This window comes from Streptomyces sp. NPDC028289 (assembly GCF_055565975.1).
Genome location: NZ_JBVHTI010000016.1, coordinates 68,608 through 85,543, shown reverse-complemented (window position 1 = coordinate 85,543; position 16,936 = coordinate 68,608). Strand labels below are relative to the sequence as shown.

The following is a 16,936-nucleotide window of genomic DNA, read 5'->3' as shown; positions in this document are numbered from 1 at the left end:
CTCGGCCCCTGGCCGGGACCGGACCTCAATGGGACCGGACCTCGACAGGACCTGCCCCGGACGGCCCGGAGCCACGGCCATGGCCGGAGAGGAGTTCGTGGGCGCACCGTGAGGCGGGGAGGCCGCCTGTGCGGCCCGCGCGGGCTCCTGGCTGGGCGCGGCGCGGCACGCGGATCGCACCCGGGGGTCAGGCGGGGGTCGCCGCCCCGCCCGGCAGCACGGCGCCCAGCTGTTTGCGGGACCGGATCCCGAGCTTCGTGAACACCTTCCGCAAATGCCACTCGATGGTGTGCGGGCTGAGGAACAGCTGCGCGCCGATCTCGAGGTTGGTCAGCCCTTCGCCGGCCAGCCGGGCGATCTGGGCCTCCTGAGGCGTGAGCGCCTCGTCGGTGCCGGTGTCGCGCATGCGCACCGTCTCCCCGGCGGCCTCCAGCTCCCGGCGGGCGCGCTCGGCGAAGGCCTCCGCGCCGGCCCGGTCGAGGATCTCGTAGGCGCGGGCCAGCTGGTTCCGGGCCTCGGCGCGGCGGTTCTCGCGGTTCAGCCATTCGCCGTACAGCAGCCGGGTGCGTGCGAGCGCCGTTCGCACCGGGGAGCTCTCCAGCCGGGCGATCGCCTCCCGGTACAGGGCGTCGGCCGTGTCCCCCTCACTGATCAGGGCACGGGCCGCCGCGGAGGTGCCCGTCGCCCATGCCGTGCCACTGGCCTGGCAGATGGTCGCGAGGCGGTCGGCGGCCTCGACGGCGAGGTCCCGCTGCCCGCTGCGGGCCGCCGCCTCCACCAGCTCGACCAGGGAGGAGAGGGCGAGCCCCAGCTCCTGCGGATACTCGCAGCCCTTGGCGGCGGCGGCGCAGGCCTCCTCGTACCGCCCGAGGCCGTTGTACAGCACGGCCAGCGCCCACTGGGGAGCCGTGAGCGCCTTTCCCTCGCCGCTGAGGGTCCGGTCGCCGGTGATCGTCCCGATCGCCCGCAGCGTCTCGGTCTCGCGGCCGCGCCAGGGTTCGATCACCAACGCCCCGTAGTGTGCGAGGAAGTGGCTGCCGGTGGCCTCGCCGATTGTCACCGCTTCCGCGGCGAGCGAGTCCGCGTCGTCCAGATCACCGGCGAAGACCCGGTTCGCCAGCCGCAGCAGGAGCGCCGAGGGGAGCACGGACAGTGTTCCCGTCTCCCGTGCCAGACGGACGAGCTTGGCCGACAGGGTGCTCCAGCTGTCGAAGTCCCACACGTTGTGAGCCATGCGGCAGGCGAACGGGAGCCAGCCGAGTGACTGTTCCACTGTGAAGTCGCTGCACCGCAGCGTGTTCAGTGCGCGGCGCAGAATCGGGGCGCCCGCCGCGTAGCCGTCCGTGGTGGCCAGGGCCAGGCCGTCGAGGAAGAGGTCGGTGGGTCCGGGGTGAGCCGTCGGGGGCGCGGTGCGTGCGGCCCGGGCGACCTCCTCGAGGCCGGGGCCGCTGGACAGGCGGCCCGCGGTGAGGGCCGCGTAGAACGCGTCCCGGTAGGTCTCACGCGCGATGCCGGCGTCGAGCGGCTCGAACTTCCGGGCCGCCGTGAGCAGCAGCGGCACAGTGGCACCGGCACTGCGGGACCCGAAGGTGATCTGCCCGCGCAGCAGGCTGGCCTGGGCGTGTTGCAGATCGTCGAGCGCGCCCATCTCGGCCACGTTCAGCAGTTCGAGCGCGGCGTCGAACGCGCCGGCGAGGTACTTGGCCCGGGCCGCTGCCAGCGCTCTGCGGCGGCGGCGGGAGGGATCAGGTGTCAGCTCGGCCGCTCGTTCCAGGAAGGCCGCCGAGGCGGCGATGCCGCCACGTGCCTGCGCGCGGTCGGCCGAGCGGGCCAGTTCGTCCGCCACGGCCTCGTCGGGCTCCGCGGTGGCGCGGGCCAGGTGCCAGGCGCGGCGGTCGGGGTCGGACCGCGCATCCGTGGCCTCGGCCAGTGCCCGGTGCGCCTCCCGGCGTTCGGCCGGTCCCGCCGCGCGGTAGACGGCCGAGCGCACCAACGGGTGCCGGAACTGGACCCGGGAGCGTACTTCCAGCAGGTTCGCGGCCACCGCGGGGGAGACCTCGCTCATGGACACGCCGAGGATGTCGGCGGCGCGGCGAAGCAGTGAGACGTCGCCGACGGGCTCGGCCGCCGCGAGCAGCAGCAGCCGCCGTGTCTGCGGGGGCAGTTCCTCGACGCGCAGTTTGAAGTTGTGCTCGAGCCTGCCGATGAGCGGCCCCATCGACGGTGAGGCGTATCCGCCCGCGAGTTCGGCCGCGGTGGCGCTGCGGGGCAGTTCCAGCAGGGCCAGCGGATTGCCGCGCGCCTCGGAGAGAATCCTGCTGCGGACCGGTTCGTCGAACCGGCCGGGAAGCACCGAGGTCAGCAGGGCGCGTGCGTCGGGCTCGCTCAAACCCCCGAGGGTGAGCTCGGGCAGCCCTTGCAGGGCGCGTTCCCCGTCCGCCTCGCGGACGGCGAAGATCAGTCCTACGCGCTCCGCCATCAGACGCCGGGCGACGAACCCGACGATCTGGGCCGAGACGCGGTCGAGCCACTGCACGTCGTCGACGAGACAGACCAGCGGCGTCTCCTCAGCGACGTCGGCGAGCAGGCTGAGGACCGCCAGCCCCACGAGGAACCGGTCCGGGGGAGTGCCCGCGCTGAGCCCGAAGGCGGTCTCCAGGGCCGTCCGCTGCGGTTCGGGGAGGTGCCCGAGGCGATCCAGGAAGGGCGCGCACAGCTGGTGCAGGCCCCCGAAAGCCAGCTCCATCTCGGCCTCGACTCCCGCCGCGCGCACCACGGTGCAGTCCTCGGCGGTCTCGGCCACGTACTCCAGCAGGGCGGACTTGCCGATACCGGCCTCACCGCGCAGCACGAGGACCGCGCTGTGGCCGTCGCGCACCTTGGCCAGATGCCGGTCCAGCACCGCTCGCTCGCTCTGCCGCCCGTGCAGGAAGCCCGGATTCTTGCCTTTCATGAACACCCCCGGCTGCGAGCGTATAGATCTGGTCTTCGGCCACACAACTCATCTGCGCCGCTGGTCACCTCGTGGGTGAGACGCAGGGCGGTGGCGTCGTGCCAGGCCGTGGTGGAGCCGCGGCCGGGGCCGGCCGGCGTGTGTTGCCGGACCGTCGGCGGTCGTGTCCGGCGTATCCGTGGCCACCGCCGTCGCGTCAGCGTATGTCCTCGAACGCCGCAGCCTCGACGATCTTCTTCACAGCGGTCAGATAGCGGGCGGCGTCCGCGCCGTCCACCAGCCGATGGTCGTAGGAGAGCGAGAGGTGGACCAGGTCGCGGACACCGATGAGCTCCTCGTCGCCGTCCTGTACGACGGCGGGCCGTCTGACCGCGGCTCCCACGCCCAGGATGGCCGCCTGGTGCGGCGGGACGATGAGGGTGTCGAAGAGGGCGCCGCGTCTTCCGGTGTCGGAGACCGTGAAGGTGGCTCCGGCCACGTCCGCGGGCGTGAGTCGGCCGGCGAGGGCGTGGTCGGTGAGGTCGTGGACGGCACGGGCGACGCCGCTGACGGTCAGATCGCCCGCGCCCCGCACCACCGGAGTCACCGGCCCCTGGTCGGTGTCGACCGTGATGCCGACGTTCTCGGTGTCGTAGTACGTGATGGTCGCGCCGCCCGTGTCGATCCTGGCGTTGATGACGGGATGTGCCTTGAGCGCCTGGGCGGCGGCCAGGACGAAGAACGGCAACGGTGTCAGGGCGAAGCCCTCGCGGGCCAGGTAGCCGTCCGCTGTCCGCCGCCACAGCCGCAGCAGGCCGGTGGCGTCGGCCTCGACGGTGGAGGTCAGCTGCGCCTGCTCCAGCAGCGCCTGCTTGAGACTGTCGCCGACGGCCTTGCGTAGCCGGGGGACGGCGGCGGTGTGCCCGCGCAAGGCAGCCGTCGGCGGAGCCGCCGCTGGTATGGGGCGCGGAGCCGGAGCGGCCGCGGGTGCCGGTGCCGGCATCGGGGCGGGTGCGGGTTGCGGCTCCGGGGCCGGGGCGGCGGGTGCGGGGTGCGGCATCGGCGCCGCGGCGGGCGGCTGCGCGACCGGCGCCGATGAGGGGGCGGGCTGCGGTGCGGTCACCGGCGCGGCCGGGGCGACGGTGACCGCGGTCGCCGCCGACGGTTCGGCGTCGGGCTGGCCGATGACGGCGAGCTCGGCGCCCACCTCGACCGTCTCGTCCTCGCCGACGACGATGGTCAGCAGGACTCCCGTGGCGGGAGCGGGGATCTCGGTGTCCACCTTGTCGGTGGACACCTCCAGCAGCGGTTCGTCCTCCTGGACGTGCTCGCCGGGCTGCTTCAGCCAGCGGGTCACGGTGCCCTCGGCGACGGACTCGCCGAGCGCGGGAAGGCTCACGGAAACAGTCATGGCGGCGTATGGCTCCCTCAGGTGTCCAGGCCGTAGTGCTTGCGGGCGCGGTCGACGGTTTCGGGGTCGACTTGTCCGGCCCGTGCCAGCCGGTCCAGGGCCGTCACGGTGATCGATTCGGCGTCCACGCGGAAGTAGCGCCGTACGTCCTCGCGGGTGTCGGACAGGCCGAATCCGTCCGTCCCCAGTGAGTAGTAGTCCTGCTCGATCCACTGGCCGATCTGGTCGGGGACCTGGCGCATCCAGTCGCTGACGGCCAGGACGGGACCCGGAGCACCAGCGAGCGCCTCCGTTACGAAGGGCACACGTGTCTCGCCGCGCGTGCGGGCGGTGTCGGCGTCCATCGCGTCCCGGCGCAGCTCCGTCCAGGACGTCACCGACCAGACATCGGCGCGCACGTTCCAGTCGGCGGCGAGCAGTTCCTGCGCACGCAGTGCCCAGTGGACGGCGGTGCCGGAGGCCAGGAGCTGCAGCCGAGGGCCGGACGCGGCGCGGTCGCCGGGTCGGAACGGGTACAGGCCGCGGACGATGCCCTCCTCGATGCCGGGCCACGCAGGAATGGGTGGCTGGGGCTTCGGCTCGTTGTAGACCGTGAGGTAGTAGAAGACGTTCTCGGGCCGCTCCCCGAACATCCGGCGCAGGCCGTCGCGGACGATGACCGCGATCTCGAAGGCGAAGGCCGGGTCGTAGCTGACGGCCGCCGGGTTGGTGGCGGCCAGGAGGTGCGAGTGGCCGTCGCCGTGCTGGAGACCTTCGCCAGTCATGGTGGTGCGTCCGGCGGTGCCGCCGACGACGAACCCACGGCCCATCTGGTCGGCGAGGGCCCAGAACTGGTCGCCGGTGCGCTGGAAGCCGAACATGGCGTAGAAGATGTAGAACGGGATCATCGGCTCGCCGTGGGTGGCGTACGAGGTCGCGGCGGCGGTGAACTCGGCCATGGAACCGGCTTCGGTGATGCCCTCGATGAGGAGCTGCCCGGTCTCGCTCTCCCTGTAGTGCAGCAGTTGGTCGGCGTCGACGGGGTCGTAGGTCTGGCCCTGCGGTGAGTAGATGCCGGCCGTGGGGAACATCGACTCCATCCCGAAGGTACGGGCCTCGTCAGGGATGATCGGCACCCAGCGGGCGCCGGTGCGGCCGTCCCGCATCAGGTCCTTCACCAGGCGGACCAAGGCCATGGTGGTGGCGACCTCCTGGTGGCCGAAGCCCTTGAGCAGCGCCTCGAACGGGTGCGCGGCGGGCTCCGGCAGCGGCTTGGGGATCACACGGCGCGCGGGGGCGGGACCGCCCAGTGCGGCGCGGCGCTCGCGCAGGTACCGCACCTCAGACGAGTTCTCCCCCGGATGCCAGAAGGGGACGAGGTCACCGGCGAGGGCGCTGTCGGGGATGGGCAGATCCAGCACGTCGCGCAGCTCGCGGAACTGCGCCATGGTCAGCTTCTTCATCTGGTGGTTGGCGTTGCGGGACTCGAACGCCGACCCGAGGGTGTGCCCCTTGACCGTCTGGGCGAGGATCACCGTCGGTGCCCCCCGGTGTTCGACGGCGGCCCGGTAGGCGGCGTACACCTTCAGCGGCTCGTGCCCGCCGCGGGAATTCTCGAAGAGCTCCACCACCTGGGCGTCGCTCAGGGTGGCGGAGAGTGCGGACAGGGCGTCTCCGACGAAGAAGTTCTTGCGGATGTAGGCGGCGTCCCGCGCGGCGAAGGTCTGCATCTGGGCGTCGGGCTCCTCGCCCAGGCGGCGCACGAGGTCGCCGGTCGTGTCCTGGGCCAGCAGCGGGTCCCAGGCCTCGCCCCACAGGGTCTTGACCACGTTCCAGCCCGCCCCGCGGAACCGGGCCTCCAGCTCCTGCACGATCTTGGAGTTGGACCGCACGGGTCCGTCGAGGCGTTGCAGGTTGCAGTTGATCACGAAGGTGAGGTTGTCCAGGCCCTCACGGGAGGCCAGCGTCAGGGCGGCTGTGGCCTCCGGCTCGTCCGTCTCCCCGTCACCGAGGAATGCCCACACGCGGGAGGCGGAGGTGTCCTTGATGCCGCGGGCCTGCAGATAGCGGTTGAAGCGTGCCTGGTAGACGGCGCCAAGAGGGCCGAGGCCCATGGACACGGTCGGGAACTCCCACAGCCACGGCAGGCGCCTGGGGTGCGGGTAGGACGGGAGGCCGTGACCGCCGGCTTCGCGCCGGAAGCCGTCCAACTGCTGCTCGCTCAGGCGGCCTTCGAGGAACACCCGGGCGTAGATGCCCGGCGAGGCGTGCCCCTGGAGGAACAACTGGTCGCCCGAGCCGTCCTGTTCCTTGCCACGGAAGAAGTGGTTGAAGCCGATCTCGTACAGCCAGGCCGCCGAGGCGTAGGTGGAGATGTGTCCGCCCAGGCCGAGCCGGGAGCCGCGGGTGACCATGGCCGCGGCGTTCCACCGGTTCAGGGCGGTGATCCTGGTTTCCATGGCGATGTCGCCGTCGAACGCCGGCTGCGCGGCCGCCGGGACTGTGTTGACGTAGTCCGTGGTGAGCAGCCCCGGCACGGACAGGCCGGCGCGGGCCGCGTACTCGTGCACGCGCCGAATCAGGTACACCGCCCGATCGGGTCCGGCGTTGCGTATGACGGCGTCGAGGGAGGCCTGCCACTCGGCGGTCTCCTCGCGGTCACGGTCGGGAAACTGGTCGAGCTCACTGCTCGACGGGGACGCGGTGGGCCGGGACGGGTCACTCATGGGCGGCCTTCCTCAAGGCATGGGGCGGGGGAGACGGGTGGGGGCGGTGGATGCCGCGGGCCGTCGGACGGTGCGGCGCGGGTGGATCAGCGGCCTTTGAGCCACTGGGCCAACGTGTGACGGCCCAGATGGGCGTCCGGTCCGGGCAGCAGGGTCCGCTCCCCGATCAGGGCACTGAAGAACGGCGTCTGTGCGTCGCCGATCACGGGAGTCACGCGGGCCTGGGCGGCGAGCACATCGGCGTCGAGGTCCCCGAACGGTCGCCCCTGGGGTCCGGCGGCCTTCAGGACGCCGAACAGCGGCACCGCGACGGCGACGTGGACGAGGGGGCGGCGACGTCGTCGGCCGCGACCGGCCGCAGCAGCAGCGGGGCTACATGCACCCCTGTGCACGCCCGCGCAGACGGCGCTCTCCACGGACGCGAAAGACGGGGTGGCGCGCACCAGGGAATACCGCAGTGCGGAGCGGCGGACGAAGTCCTCCTGTGCGGCCTTGGCCCGGAGGCAACCCGAGGCGACGCGGTCGGCGCCCACGGCGGACAGGGCCACGCAGTGCTCGACGCCGGCCTCCCTGGCGGCCATCAGGAGGCTGCGGGTGGTGTCGCCGAAGAACGCCGTGCTCACGTCCTGCTGTCGCGAGGGCGCGTCGGTGACCTCCACCAGGATCTGCGCACCGCGCAGTGCTCGGCGCAGAGCGTGAGCGTCACCGACGTTGACGCCCAGGGCGCGGGAGAGGGGCCCCACCTGCGCCCCATGGTCCCGCAGACGGGTGACCGCTCTCGAGCCGATCCGTCCCGTGGCGCCTGCAACGACGACTTTCATGCGGTCTCCTTTGCCGGGGGCGGGACGGTCGGGCGTGACGGCCAGGACGTGATGAGAGGGCGGCGACGAAATCGGATACGCTCGCGCGCCCTACCTTGTTGACCGGACGAAAGGTGTTGTTGTGACAAGCTGCCCGTTACCCGAACCTGGTCGTCCCGACGGCGGGTGTCCCGCGACCACGACCGCGGGGAGGACGCGGGTGCCTCGGGACACCGGAGGGGTGGACCTACTCCACGAAGTAGGAGTCGTGCCGGTCGAAGAACGCGGAGCGCTCCTCCTCCGAGGCGTGCGCCAGTTGCGACACCTGCTCGAAGTACTCCTCGCGCGGCGCGCCCGGTGTGAACAGCAGGAGCATGTCCGCCGGTGCGTCGGAGTCGTTGCGGAAGGCGTGCAGCCCGCCTTGCGGCACGTGCAGGAAGTCGCCCTTGCGGGCGTCCACCCAGCGCACACCGTCGAAGATGCGCACGGTGCCGTCCAGGATGTAGAACGACTCCGAGATCCGCTTGTGGAAGTGCGTCTTCGGGCCGCCGGCCCGCGGCCTCATCTCGACGCGGTACAGCCCGAACTCGCCGCGGGTGGTCGCGGTGGTGGCCAGATAGTGGATGGCGTCCTTGCCCGGCCCGCTCTCGCCGAGGTCGGGTGGGGTGTCGGCAGGCCGGAACACGGCGCTGACCTCGCCGTTGTCTCCGAAGTACTTCTGTTCCGGGTAGGGGTACGACATGGTGGTTTCCTTTCCTGAGGCAGTCAGGCGGCCGCGTGCCCGCCCGTACTCGTTGTGACCGGTGGGCACGGTTCGATGTGACGTCGGCGCGGCGATGGGCCGCGGTGCCGCGCGGTCGGGTGTCAGCGGGTGAGGCAGTCGTGGCGGGGGTGTCCCCGTCGCAGGGCCCGTACGTCCCGTACCGCCGCGGCGAATGCCTCGGGGCGTTCCTGCGGCAGGTTGTGGCCCGCGTCCGCGACCTGAAGGTGCAGGCGGGGGCCGGTGAAGTGGTGAGCGGTCGATGACCCGTCGGTCGCCGGGAAGTTGCCGTCGGCGGTGCCGTCCAGGGTGACCGTGGGGACGGTGATCGGAGGAAGGCCAGCGAGGCGGGCTTCCAGCTCGGCGTAGGCGTCCGCGCCCGGTGCCAGGCCGAGCCGGTGCCGGTAGGAGTGGATGACGACGTCGACGTAGTCCGGATTGGTGAAGGCCTCAGCGGCCCGCTCCAGTTCGGCTTCGCCGAAGGCCCAGACGGGGGAGTTGCGTTTCCAGATGACCCGGGCGACGCCCCGTGGATCGGCTGCCAGTCCGGTGCGGCCGCGCTCGGTGAGGAAGTAGTAGAAGTACCAGAAACCCGCCTCCAGTTCGGGGGAGATGGGGTTTATGGCGGCGCCGATGTCCTGGATCAGGTAGCCGTTGACGCAGACCAGGCCGAGGACCCGTTCGGGCCACAGCGCCGCGGCGACCGTGGCCGCGCGACCGCCCCAGTCGTAGCCGGCGAGGTAGGCCCGCTCGATGCCGAGGGCGTCCAGGAGCGCGATGACGTCGGCCCCCAGGGCCGCCTGCTGGCCGGAGCGGGGAAGAGAGTCGGACAGGAATCTGGTGGGGCCGTGCCCCCGCAGGTGGGGGACGATGACGCGGAATCCGCCTTCGGCCAGCAGGGGGGCCACGTCCACGTAACTGTGGATGTCGTAGGGGAAACCGTGCAGAAGGACGACGGTGTCACCGTCGGGGGAGCCCGTCTCGTAGTAGGCGACTTCGAGCACGTCGGTCGTGACGCGTCGCAGGGGAGCGAGCAGGGGCAGGGCTGACATGCGAATCCTCCGACGAAGGAGCGGTGGGGGAGGGGAGCCGCGATTCCGGTCGGGCGCGGCTGGGGTACCGGCTGGTGTGGCCGGGTGCGTTACCGGGCCCGGCCGCCGCCGGGTCCGGCCCTCGGTGACAGTGTGCACAGTGTGTATGAGAAGGTTGTCTTGTTAGTGTCATGCGTGTTGGCGTCATAATGGGTACGCGTGTGCACGGCGTGATCTCCTCTCCACGGGGGACCGTCTCCCCGCACAGACCGGCCTTCGCCACCTGCTGTGACAGCGAAGCAAGCCCTGCTCAGCGCTGTGTGCGTCGGCGCCGGACGAACCCCGCGACAGTGACGGCCCGAGGATGGGCGTCCCGGGCGCACACACTCTCCGCGTCCGGTCCGAACGGGCGCGGAACCTCCGACCGACTTAGGTGATGACCATGGAAACCGAAAGTGTTCTGCATCCGAGCTTCCTCGTGCCCGTCGGGCACGTGGAGCCGGTGCCTCGCCGTATCAGGGGCGTGATCGGCGGTCGCACCGTCTTCGACACGCGGCGCGCCCTGTACGTCTGGGAGTGGCAGGCCTATCCGCAGTTCAGCATCCCGGTGCGGGACCTCGTCGACGGCGTCCTCGACGACGAAGGGGTCGCCGAGGAGCACGGCGCGGGCACGGCGCACCGGCACACTCTGTCCGTTGGCGGGGACTCGCGCCCCGGTGCCGCGTGGGTGTGGGGGAAGGACGCACCGGCGCCGCTCCAGGGCACAGTGCGCTTCGAGTGGCCGGCCATCGACTACTGGTTCGAGGAGGACGAACCCGTCTTCGTCCACCCCAGGAGCCCGTACTCGCGTGTGGACGCCGTGCGTTCCTCCAGCAGCGTCCGCGTGGAGCTGGAGGGCGTGGTCCTGGCGGAGGCGCCGGCGTGCGTCAAACTCTTCGAGACCGGCCTGCCGACGCGCTACTACCTTGACCGCGCGCACGTCGACTGGACCCGACTGCGGCGGACCGACACGGTGACCCGCTGCCCGTACAAGGGAACGACGAGCGGCTACTGGTCGTTCGACGGCGCAACCGCCGCCCACGAGGACATCGCCTGGGCGTACGACTTCCCGACCATCCACGCCAACCGCATCGCGGGCCTGACGGCCTTCTACAACGAGCATGTCGACCTCTTCGTGGACGGCGAGCCGCTGCCGAAGTCCGGCGCACTCCGTTCCTAGCCCCTGCTCCGGAGTCCGGTCCCGGGCCGCGCTCGACTGCCCGGGACCTTTTGGTGTCACACATCTGCTGCGGGGCTGGTCCCATGGTGTGAAAAGCCTCCTTAATCGCCAGAGAAGGAACACACCATGAGCGACATCGTTCTCGAGCCCGCCGCGCAGGATTTCGCCGACGCGACCGCCAAGCCGCCGCTGCTGTACGAGCTCGGGGTCGAGGGCGCGCGCAAGCTGCTCGACGACGTGCAGGCCCAGCCCATCGAGAAGCCCGACGTGGACGAGAAGTGGATCACCGTTCCGGCGGAGGTCGGCGACGTGCGGGTGCGCATCCTCAAGCCCGTCGGCAGCTCTGGCCCCCTGCCCGTCATCCTCTACGTGCACGGCGGCGGCTGGATCCTCGGCAACGCCGGCACGCACGACCGGCTCGTGCGCGAGCTGACCGTCGGGGTGAACGCCGCCCTGGTCTTCGTCGAGTATGACCGCTCCCCGGAGGCCAAGTACCCGGTCGCCATCGAGCAGGCCTACGCGACCGCCCGGTGGATCACCACCGAGGGCGCCGGCGAAGGCCTCGACGCCTCCCGCCTGGCCGTCGTCGGTGACTCGGTCGGCGGCAACATGACCGCCGCGCTGACCCATATGGCCAAGCAGCGGGGCGACGTGGCCTTCGTGCACCAGTCGCTGTACTACCCCGTCACCGACGCGGCCCAGGACACCGAGAGCTACCGGACCTTCGCGCACGGCCCGCATCTGACGGCCAAGGCCATGGAATGGTTCTGGGACGCCTACACCACCGACCCCGCCGAGCGCGCCCAGATCACCGCCTCGCCGTTGCGGGCGACGCTGGGAGACCTCCGGGACCTGCCGCCGGCGCTTGTCGTCGTCGACGAGAACGACGTGCTGCGCGACGAGGGCGAGGCCTACGCCCGCAAGCTCATCCAGGCCGGTGTACCGACGACCAGCATCCGCTACAACGCCTCCCTGCACGACTTCATGATGCTGAACACGGTCCGCCGCACCCAGGCGTCGACCGCCGCGATCGAGCAGGCCATCCACGTGCTGCGCAAGGCTCTCGGAACCGACTGACACCGCACACCCGACCACATTTCCCCGGCACGTCGAAAGGCCATTTTCCATGAGCGCACACAAGCCCACCATCGTCCTCGTACACGGCGCGTTCGCGGACGCCTCCAGCTGGAACGGCGTCGTCGACAAGCTGCTCGCGCACGACTATCCGGTGATCGCCGTCGCCAATCCGCTGCGCGGACTGACCACCGACGCCGACTACGTCCGGCAGATCGTGACGTCCGTCGAGGGCCCCGTCGTCCTCGTCGGCCATTCCTACGGTGGGTCCGTCATCAGCAACGCGGCCAAGGGACTGCCCGAGGTCAAGGCGCTCGTTTTCGTCGCGGCGTTCCTGCCGGAGGAGGGCGAGAGCGCCGTCACCCTGTCGGGCAAGTTCCCCGGCAGCACCCTCGGCGACACGCTCCGGCCCGTGCCGGTGACGCTGCCCGACGGCAGGCAGGTCATGGATCTGTACATCGAACAGGCCAAGTTCCACGATCAGTTCGCCGCTGACGTCCCCGAGGAGACCACGGCCGTCATGGCCGCGACACAGCGGCCGGTGGCCGATGCCGCGCTGGCGGAGGGCGCGTCCGCGCCCGCGTGGCGGGACATTCGCTCCTGGGTGCTGGTGGCGGACGAGGACCGGAACATCCCCCCGCAGGTGCAGACCTACATGGCCGAGCGGGCCGGGGCTTCCGTCATGAAGGTCTCCGCCTCCCACGCGGTCAGCGTCTCGCGCCCCGGTGACGTGGCCCGTCTGATCAACGAGGCGGCGCAGGCGACCGCCTGAGCGCCGGAGGCCCGCGCCTGACGGACGCGGGGTGCGGGGTCCGGCTTCACGGCCGGACCCCGCACCCCGCGTTCTTGTGTGAGCCCGACCCGTCACGGCAGCGGTGCGGGCTCCGCGAGCAGGGTGGGCACCGTGATGATCGTGACGTCCTTGGCCAGCAGCCGATGGACAGGACAGCGCCCCGCGACCGCCAGGAGCTGGTCCCGCTGCGCGGGCGTCAACTCCCCGACGAGCCCGATGTTCTTGACCACCTGCCCCTGTGCGTCGAAGCGGACCGCGACGTCCACCCGGTCCAGCGGCCATTCGTGGCGCTGCGCGTAGGCCCGCACCGCCATGGACGTGCACGCTCCGAGCGCGGCCAGGAGGAGTTCGCCCGGGGTGGGGCCGGTGTCGCTGCCGACGGGCTCCGGCTCGTCGGCTGTCAGGCGGTGTGTACCGATCGCCACGGAGCGCGCGAGCTGCTTTCCTTCGGCCACGGTAACGATGCGCGTGTTCATGCTTGCCTCTCAGCCGAGGTACGGGCAGAGGCACGGCTTGTGCCTCCCGAAGCTCAGACCGTGCGGGGCGCCCGACTGTGACGGCCGGCGTGCCCGTACTCGGCTGCAAGCAGGGGGTGCGGGGCGGCGGTTGCCGCCCCGCGGGTGATCAGGGGGGATCAGCGGGACTGGTCGGTGGGGCGTACGAGGATCTCGTTGACCGCGACGTGGTCGGGCTGTGTGACGGCGTAGACCACCGCGGCCGCGATGTCTTCCGGCTGAAGGGTCCGCATCGACTCGGCCATGGTCTTGACCGCGGCACGCCTGGTGGGGTCCGTGATGTGGTCGGCCAACTCGGTCGACACGAAGCCCGGCTCCACGACGACGACGCGGACCCCCTGCTCGGTCACTTCTTGGCGCAGCGCCTCGGTGAAGGCGTTGACGCCGAACTTGGTGGCGGAGTAGACCGCGGCGCCAGCCGAGGAGATACGGCCCGAGGTGGAGGAGATCTGGACCACCGCGCCGCGGGAGCGCAGCAGGTGGGGCAGCGCGGCGTGCACCGTGTACATGGAGCCCAGCAGGTTGGTCTCCACCATGCGGGTCCATTCCGCGGGATTGGCGTCAAGGACGGGGCCGGTGAGCATGATGCCGGCGTTGTTCACGACGATGTCGAGGGTGCCGAAGCGTTCGACGGTCCGGTCGACGGCCTTGCGCACCGACTCGGGGTCGCTGACATCCATGTCCAGGACGAGGATCTCCCCGGGCGCTTCCTGCGCCAGTGCTTCGAGCCGGTCGGTCCTGCGGCCGCCGACGGCCACGGTGGCCCCCGCCTTCGACAGCGCCAGTGCGGTCGCCCTGCCGATGCCGGACGAGGCGCCGGTGACAAGGACGACCTTGGGGTCGAGAACGGAACTCATGTCAACTCCGAAAGGGGTAGTGGGGTGAGACGGGCAGGCCGTGTCGTGTGCGAGAGGACAGGACAGGGCGGCCCGAGAAGATGACCGAGGGGTCATGTTGTGCCAGCGTAACACTGAAAATGACCCGCGAGTCATGTTCAGTGTTAATGTTGTGACACTCAGAGGGAGGCGTCATGGCCGGGAGAACAGCGGCAGCGCAGGCCAGGGCCGACAGCGTGCGCAATCGACGGCTGCTCCTGCGAGCGGCCACCGAGGCCTTCGCCGAATGCGGGGTGGATGTGTCGATGCACACGATCGCCCAGCGGGCCGGCGTCGCCAAGGGCACGGTGTTCCGGCACTTCCCGACGAAGGACGACCTTCTCGCGGCGATCATGATGCAGCTGCTCGACCGGCTGCTCGAGACGGCGGACCGGCTCCTGCGCGCCGATGACGCCGGCCGTGCGCTGAAGGACTTCATGGGACAGGGAATCGGCCTGCTCGCCGCCGACCGCGCGTTCTGCGACGTCATCGGTCGGCCCTCGCTGCAGCATGCGAACGTACGCGAGGCCATCGACCGGCTCTGCGACACGGTCGAGGACCTCACCGCCCGGGCCAGAGAACAAGAAGCCGTCCGCGGTGACATCACCGGAACCGACATCGTGCTGCTCCTCGGCGGCATCCACCAGACCGCCCAGCCGCTGCTGGACCGCGAACCGCGGGCGTGGGAACGCTTCCTGGAGATCGCGTTCGACGGACTGCGGGCCCGTGACCGCGCGGCCCTGCCGCATCCGCCCCCCGCCCAGCTGCGGATGGCGGACCCGTCGGGCGTCTCTGCACCGACGAAGACGTGACACTAAGTGGCACACCATCGGTGTGTTGTGAAGTCATGCCGCAGCTTCTGTCTTGATCAGGCCGGTCGACCAGCCGGGTACGGACGGGGGCGGGTAACGTCTGAGTCATGCCGTCGCGGCGGCTGCGGCTCCGGATTCTCGTCGGCGTGGGGGTCGCTCCATGGATCATGTCGTTGGCGCGGTACCGCTCGCCGAGTCGCTTGACGAACGGCGGTACCTGCTGGACGTCGCCTGCCGCGCGCTCGGCAGCCGCGTCGCGGCCGAACGCGTCGTCGACGAGGCCTACCGGCGGTGGTACCGCCTTACCGATCCGGAGCGGGTCCGGATGCCGTCCCCCCGCGTCTGGCTCACCCAGGTCGTGGACGAGGCGTGTCTGATGCGACCGGCGTCGGCCTGGCCCGGCGGGGAGGAACGGGAGATCCAGGCCCTGCGGGCGTTGTGCGACGAGGACGTGGAACCGGTCGAGCGGGCCCTGTTGAGTGTGGGTGCGCGGCGTGCGCGGCCTGTGTCGGCGCGTCGCGAGGATGAGATCACTGTTGCCGTGCGGCAGGCGTGCAGCGATCAGGACGGCCCCCGACTGCGGTCGCTGCTGGCCCCCGATGCGACGGCCTTCTTCGACAGCGGCGGCAAGATCCGGGCGCTGACCCGGCCCGTCCGCGGCGACGAACAGGTCGCCCGCAGCCTGTTGGTCCTGCTGGCTGAACAGCGGCGTGTGACGCTGTGCACCGGATCGGTCAACGGGCGCACCGGCCTCGTCGCCCGGTGCGACGACCAGGTCGCCGCGGTGCTGACCCTCGACATCGCGGACTCGCTGGTCGTTCAGGTCTGGGCGGTTCTCAACCCCGACAAGCTGCGTAGCTGGAACCGTTCCCTTCCCGGGTGAGCTCACGCGCCACGGCGTCCACGGGACGCGAGGGCAGGGGCGCGCAGTGGGCGCGGGATCCGAGGAAGGCGGCGATCTTGTCGGAGGTGAACACCCACAGAACCCGGTGGATCCCCCGCCGTGTGGCGGCGATGGTCATGAAGGTGGCGGGCAGGCCGTCCCGGTACAGCAGAACCCCGGCGCGCCCGTTGGCCTGCACGGGTGCGACCTCGACCGTCGGCCAGAAGCGTGACGAGGCGGTCGACAGGTTCGCCACCCGGGCACGACCGACCACGGGTACGCGGGCCGCGCCGCGCAGCCCGTTGCCGTCGGACAGACTGACCGCGTCGGGCGTCAGGAGCGCTTCCAGCGAGGCGACGTCCCCTTCCTGGGCGGCCGCGACGAAAGCATCGAGCAGCCTGCGGTGTTCCTGGACGTCGACACTGTCCCGCTCGTCGTCCGTGAGGTGCTTGCGCGCCCTGCTCACGATCTTCCTGGCGTTGACCGGGGTGAGGCGCAGTATCTCCGCGATCTCCGAGTAGCCGTACTCGAAGGCCTCCCTCAGCACGTAGGCGGCCCGTTCGACGGGCGTGAGCTTCTGCAGGACGAGGAGCAGGGCGAGTTCCAGGGCCTCGGCGCGTTCAGCGCCGGCCACCGGGTCAATGCTGGTGTCGATGGGCTCGGGCAGCCAGGGCCCGATGTAGGTCTCGCGGCGCACGCGGGCGGACTGCGCCACGTTGATGGCCAGCCTCGTCGTCGTGCTCGACAGGAACGCCGCAGGGCTGACCACCGCCGAACGGTCGGTCCGCTGCCAGCGCAGCCACGCCTCCTGCACGACGTCCTCGGCTTCCGTCGCGCTGCCCAGGACGCGGTAGGCGATACCGAAGAGCCGGGGCCGCAGTTCCACGAAGGTGGTGACGGCCTCGGCGAGGTTCCTGTCCGCGGGAGGTGTCTCTGGATACATGTCCCTCTGACTCCATTCCTCCGGGGCCCGGGTTGTCGGAATGCGGCCACGAGGCGCTCACAGACCCGGCGATCGTTTCCCCCTCAAGACCGAGGGACCAAGGACGCTGTGACAGTGCTTTTTGGAGCACTTTCAGCGACGTGGATGCGGAATCGGCCATGCGCGCCGGCTGATCTACGGCGC

The 16,936-nt window shown here is 71.0% G+C and carries 14 protein-coding genes; 5 read left to right on the top strand and 9 right to left on the bottom strand.

Annotated elements, in window-relative coordinates; translation table 11 throughout:
• Positions 1–187 precede the first annotated feature (187 nt).
• The 6 genes from ACZ4UV_RS49405 to ACZ4UV_RS49380 all read right to left on the bottom strand — a co-directional run bounded on the left by ACZ4UV_RS49405 (position 188) and on the right by ACZ4UV_RS49380 (position 9,660).
• On the bottom strand, positions 188–2,953 hold the full coding sequence (locus ACZ4UV_RS49405) for an ATP-binding protein (RefSeq protein ID WP_467848850.1): 2,766 nt from the start codon (positions 2,951–2,953) through the stop codon (positions 188–190).
• 196 nt (positions 2,954–3,149) lie between these two features.
• Complete coding sequence (locus ACZ4UV_RS49400) at positions 3,150–4,343, bottom strand: 2-oxo acid dehydrogenase subunit E2 (RefSeq protein WP_467848846.1); 1,194 nt, start codon at positions 4,341–4,343, stop codon at positions 3,150–3,152.
• 17 nt (positions 4,344–4,360) lie between these two features.
• Entirely contained in the window at positions 4,361–7,048 is a 2,688-nt protein-coding gene (gene aceE / locus ACZ4UV_RS49395; RefSeq protein ID WP_467848844.1) for a pyruvate dehydrogenase (acetyl-transferring), homodimeric type, read from the bottom strand.
• An 86-nt stretch (positions 7,049–7,134) separates the two neighbouring features.
• Entirely contained in the window at positions 7,135–7,869 is a 735-nt protein-coding gene (locus tag ACZ4UV_RS49390) for an SDR family oxidoreductase (protein WP_467848840.1), read from the bottom strand.
• A gap of 226 nt (positions 7,870–8,095) precedes the next feature.
• Positions 8,096–8,590 (bottom strand): cupin domain-containing protein, encoded by a 495-nt coding sequence (locus ACZ4UV_RS49385; protein WP_467848836.1) that lies wholly within the window; start codon positions 8,588–8,590, stop codon positions 8,096–8,098.
• 122 nt (positions 8,591–8,712) lie between these two features.
• Positions 8,713–9,660: an alpha/beta fold hydrolase gene (locus tag ACZ4UV_RS49380; protein ID WP_457736995.1), complete on the bottom strand. Its 948-nt coding sequence runs from the start codon at positions 9,658–9,660 to the stop codon at positions 8,713–8,715.
• Positions 9,661–10,081: 421 nt separating this feature from the next.
• On the opposite strand from ACZ4UV_RS49380, the gene ACZ4UV_RS49375 reads away from it, so the two are divergent.
• The 3 genes from ACZ4UV_RS49375 to ACZ4UV_RS49365 all read left to right on the top strand — a co-directional run bounded on the left by ACZ4UV_RS49375 (position 10,082) and on the right by ACZ4UV_RS49365 (position 12,704).
• Positions 10,082–10,858: a DUF427 domain-containing protein gene (locus tag ACZ4UV_RS49375; RefSeq protein ID WP_467848830.1), complete on the top strand. Its 777-nt coding sequence runs from the start codon at positions 10,082–10,084 to the stop codon at positions 10,856–10,858.
• A gap of 126 nt (positions 10,859–10,984) precedes the next feature.
• Complete coding sequence (locus tag ACZ4UV_RS49370) at positions 10,985–11,935, top strand: alpha/beta hydrolase (protein ID WP_467848826.1); 951 nt, start codon at positions 10,985–10,987, stop codon at positions 11,933–11,935.
• A 49-nt stretch (positions 11,936–11,984) separates the two neighbouring features.
• Positions 11,985–12,704, top strand: a complete 720-nt coding sequence (locus tag ACZ4UV_RS49365) for an alpha/beta fold hydrolase (RefSeq protein WP_388929294.1) — start codon at positions 11,985–11,987, stop codon at positions 12,702–12,704.
• A 92-nt stretch (positions 12,705–12,796) separates the two neighbouring features.
• Here ACZ4UV_RS49365 and ACZ4UV_RS49360 read toward each other — a convergent pair whose 3' ends face one another.
• On the bottom strand, positions 12,797–13,201 hold the full coding sequence (locus ACZ4UV_RS49360; RefSeq protein WP_467848820.1) for an OsmC family protein: 405 nt from the start codon (positions 13,199–13,201) through the stop codon (positions 12,797–12,799).
• Between the two features lie 158 nt (positions 13,202–13,359).
• Entirely contained in the window at positions 13,360–14,097 is a 738-nt protein-coding gene (locus ACZ4UV_RS49355) for an SDR family NAD(P)-dependent oxidoreductase (protein ID WP_467848816.1), read from the bottom strand.
• Positions 14,098–14,270: 173 nt separating this feature from the next.
• Here ACZ4UV_RS49355 and ACZ4UV_RS49350 point away from each other — a divergent pair, with 173 nt between their 5' ends.
• Positions 14,271–14,927 carry a TetR/AcrR family transcriptional regulator gene (locus ACZ4UV_RS49350; protein WP_467848811.1) on the top strand — a complete coding sequence of 219 codons (657 nt, stop codon included), beginning with the start codon at positions 14,271–14,273 and terminating at the stop codon, positions 14,925–14,927.
• A 160-nt stretch (positions 14,928–15,087) separates the two neighbouring features.
• The gene (locus tag ACZ4UV_RS49345; protein ID WP_467848807.1) at positions 15,088–15,810 is read left to right on the top strand and encodes a sigma-70 family RNA polymerase sigma factor family protein; all 723 of its coding nucleotides are present in this window, start codon (positions 15,088–15,090) and stop codon (positions 15,808–15,810) included.
• On the opposite strand, the gene ACZ4UV_RS49340 is transcribed toward ACZ4UV_RS49345, so the two are convergent.
• Positions 15,764–16,753 (bottom strand): sigma-70 family RNA polymerase sigma factor, encoded by a 990-nt coding sequence (locus tag ACZ4UV_RS49340; RefSeq protein ID WP_467848804.1) that lies wholly within the window; start codon positions 16,751–16,753, stop codon positions 15,764–15,766. The genes ACZ4UV_RS49345 and ACZ4UV_RS49340 overlap by 47 nt on opposite strands.
• Positions 16,754–16,936 lie beyond the last annotated feature (183 nt).

Coding starts and splice junctions, on each gene's coding strand:
- ACZ4UV_RS49405 (WP_467848850.1), bottom strand. CDS start 2,953: ATGAAAGGCAAGAATCCGGGCTTCCTGCACGGGCGGCAGAGCGAGCGA.
- ACZ4UV_RS49400 (WP_467848846.1), bottom strand. CDS start 4,343: ATGACTGTTTCCGTGAGCCTTCCCGCGCTCGGCGAGTCCGTCGCCGAG.
- aceE (WP_467848844.1), bottom strand. CDS start 7,048: ATGAGTGACCCGTCCCGGCCCACCGCGTCCCCGTCGAGCAGTGAGCTC.
- ACZ4UV_RS49390 (WP_467848840.1), bottom strand. CDS start 7,869: ATGAAAGTCGTCGTTGCAGGCGCCACGGGACGGATCGGCTCGAGAGCG.
- ACZ4UV_RS49385 (WP_467848836.1), bottom strand. CDS start 8,590: ATGTCGTACCCCTACCCGGAACAGAAGTACTTCGGAGACAACGGCGAG.
- ACZ4UV_RS49380 (WP_457736995.1), bottom strand. CDS start 9,660: ATGTCAGCCCTGCCCCTGCTCGCTCCCCTGCGACGCGTCACGACCGAC.
- ACZ4UV_RS49375 (WP_467848830.1), top strand. CDS start 10,082: ATGGAAACCGAAAGTGTTCTGCATCCGAGCTTCCTCGTGCCCGTCGGG.
- ACZ4UV_RS49370 (WP_467848826.1), top strand. CDS start 10,985: ATGAGCGACATCGTTCTCGAGCCCGCCGCGCAGGATTTCGCCGACGCG.
- ACZ4UV_RS49365 (WP_388929294.1), top strand. CDS start 11,985: ATGAGCGCACACAAGCCCACCATCGTCCTCGTACACGGCGCGTTCGCG.
- ACZ4UV_RS49360 (WP_467848820.1), bottom strand. CDS start 13,201: ATGAACACGCGCATCGTTACCGTGGCCGAAGGAAAGCAGCTCGCGCGC.
- ACZ4UV_RS49355 (WP_467848816.1), bottom strand. CDS start 14,097: ATGAGTTCCGTTCTCGACCCCAAGGTCGTCCTTGTCACCGGCGCCTCG.
- ACZ4UV_RS49350 (WP_467848811.1), top strand. CDS start 14,271: ATGGCCGGGAGAACAGCGGCAGCGCAGGCCAGGGCCGACAGCGTGCGC.
- ACZ4UV_RS49345 (WP_467848807.1), top strand. CDS start 15,088: ATGGATCATGTCGTTGGCGCGGTACCGCTCGCCGAGTCGCTTGACGAA.
- ACZ4UV_RS49340 (WP_467848804.1), bottom strand. CDS start 16,753: ATGTATCCAGAGACACCTCCCGCGGACAGGAACCTCGCCGAGGCCGTC.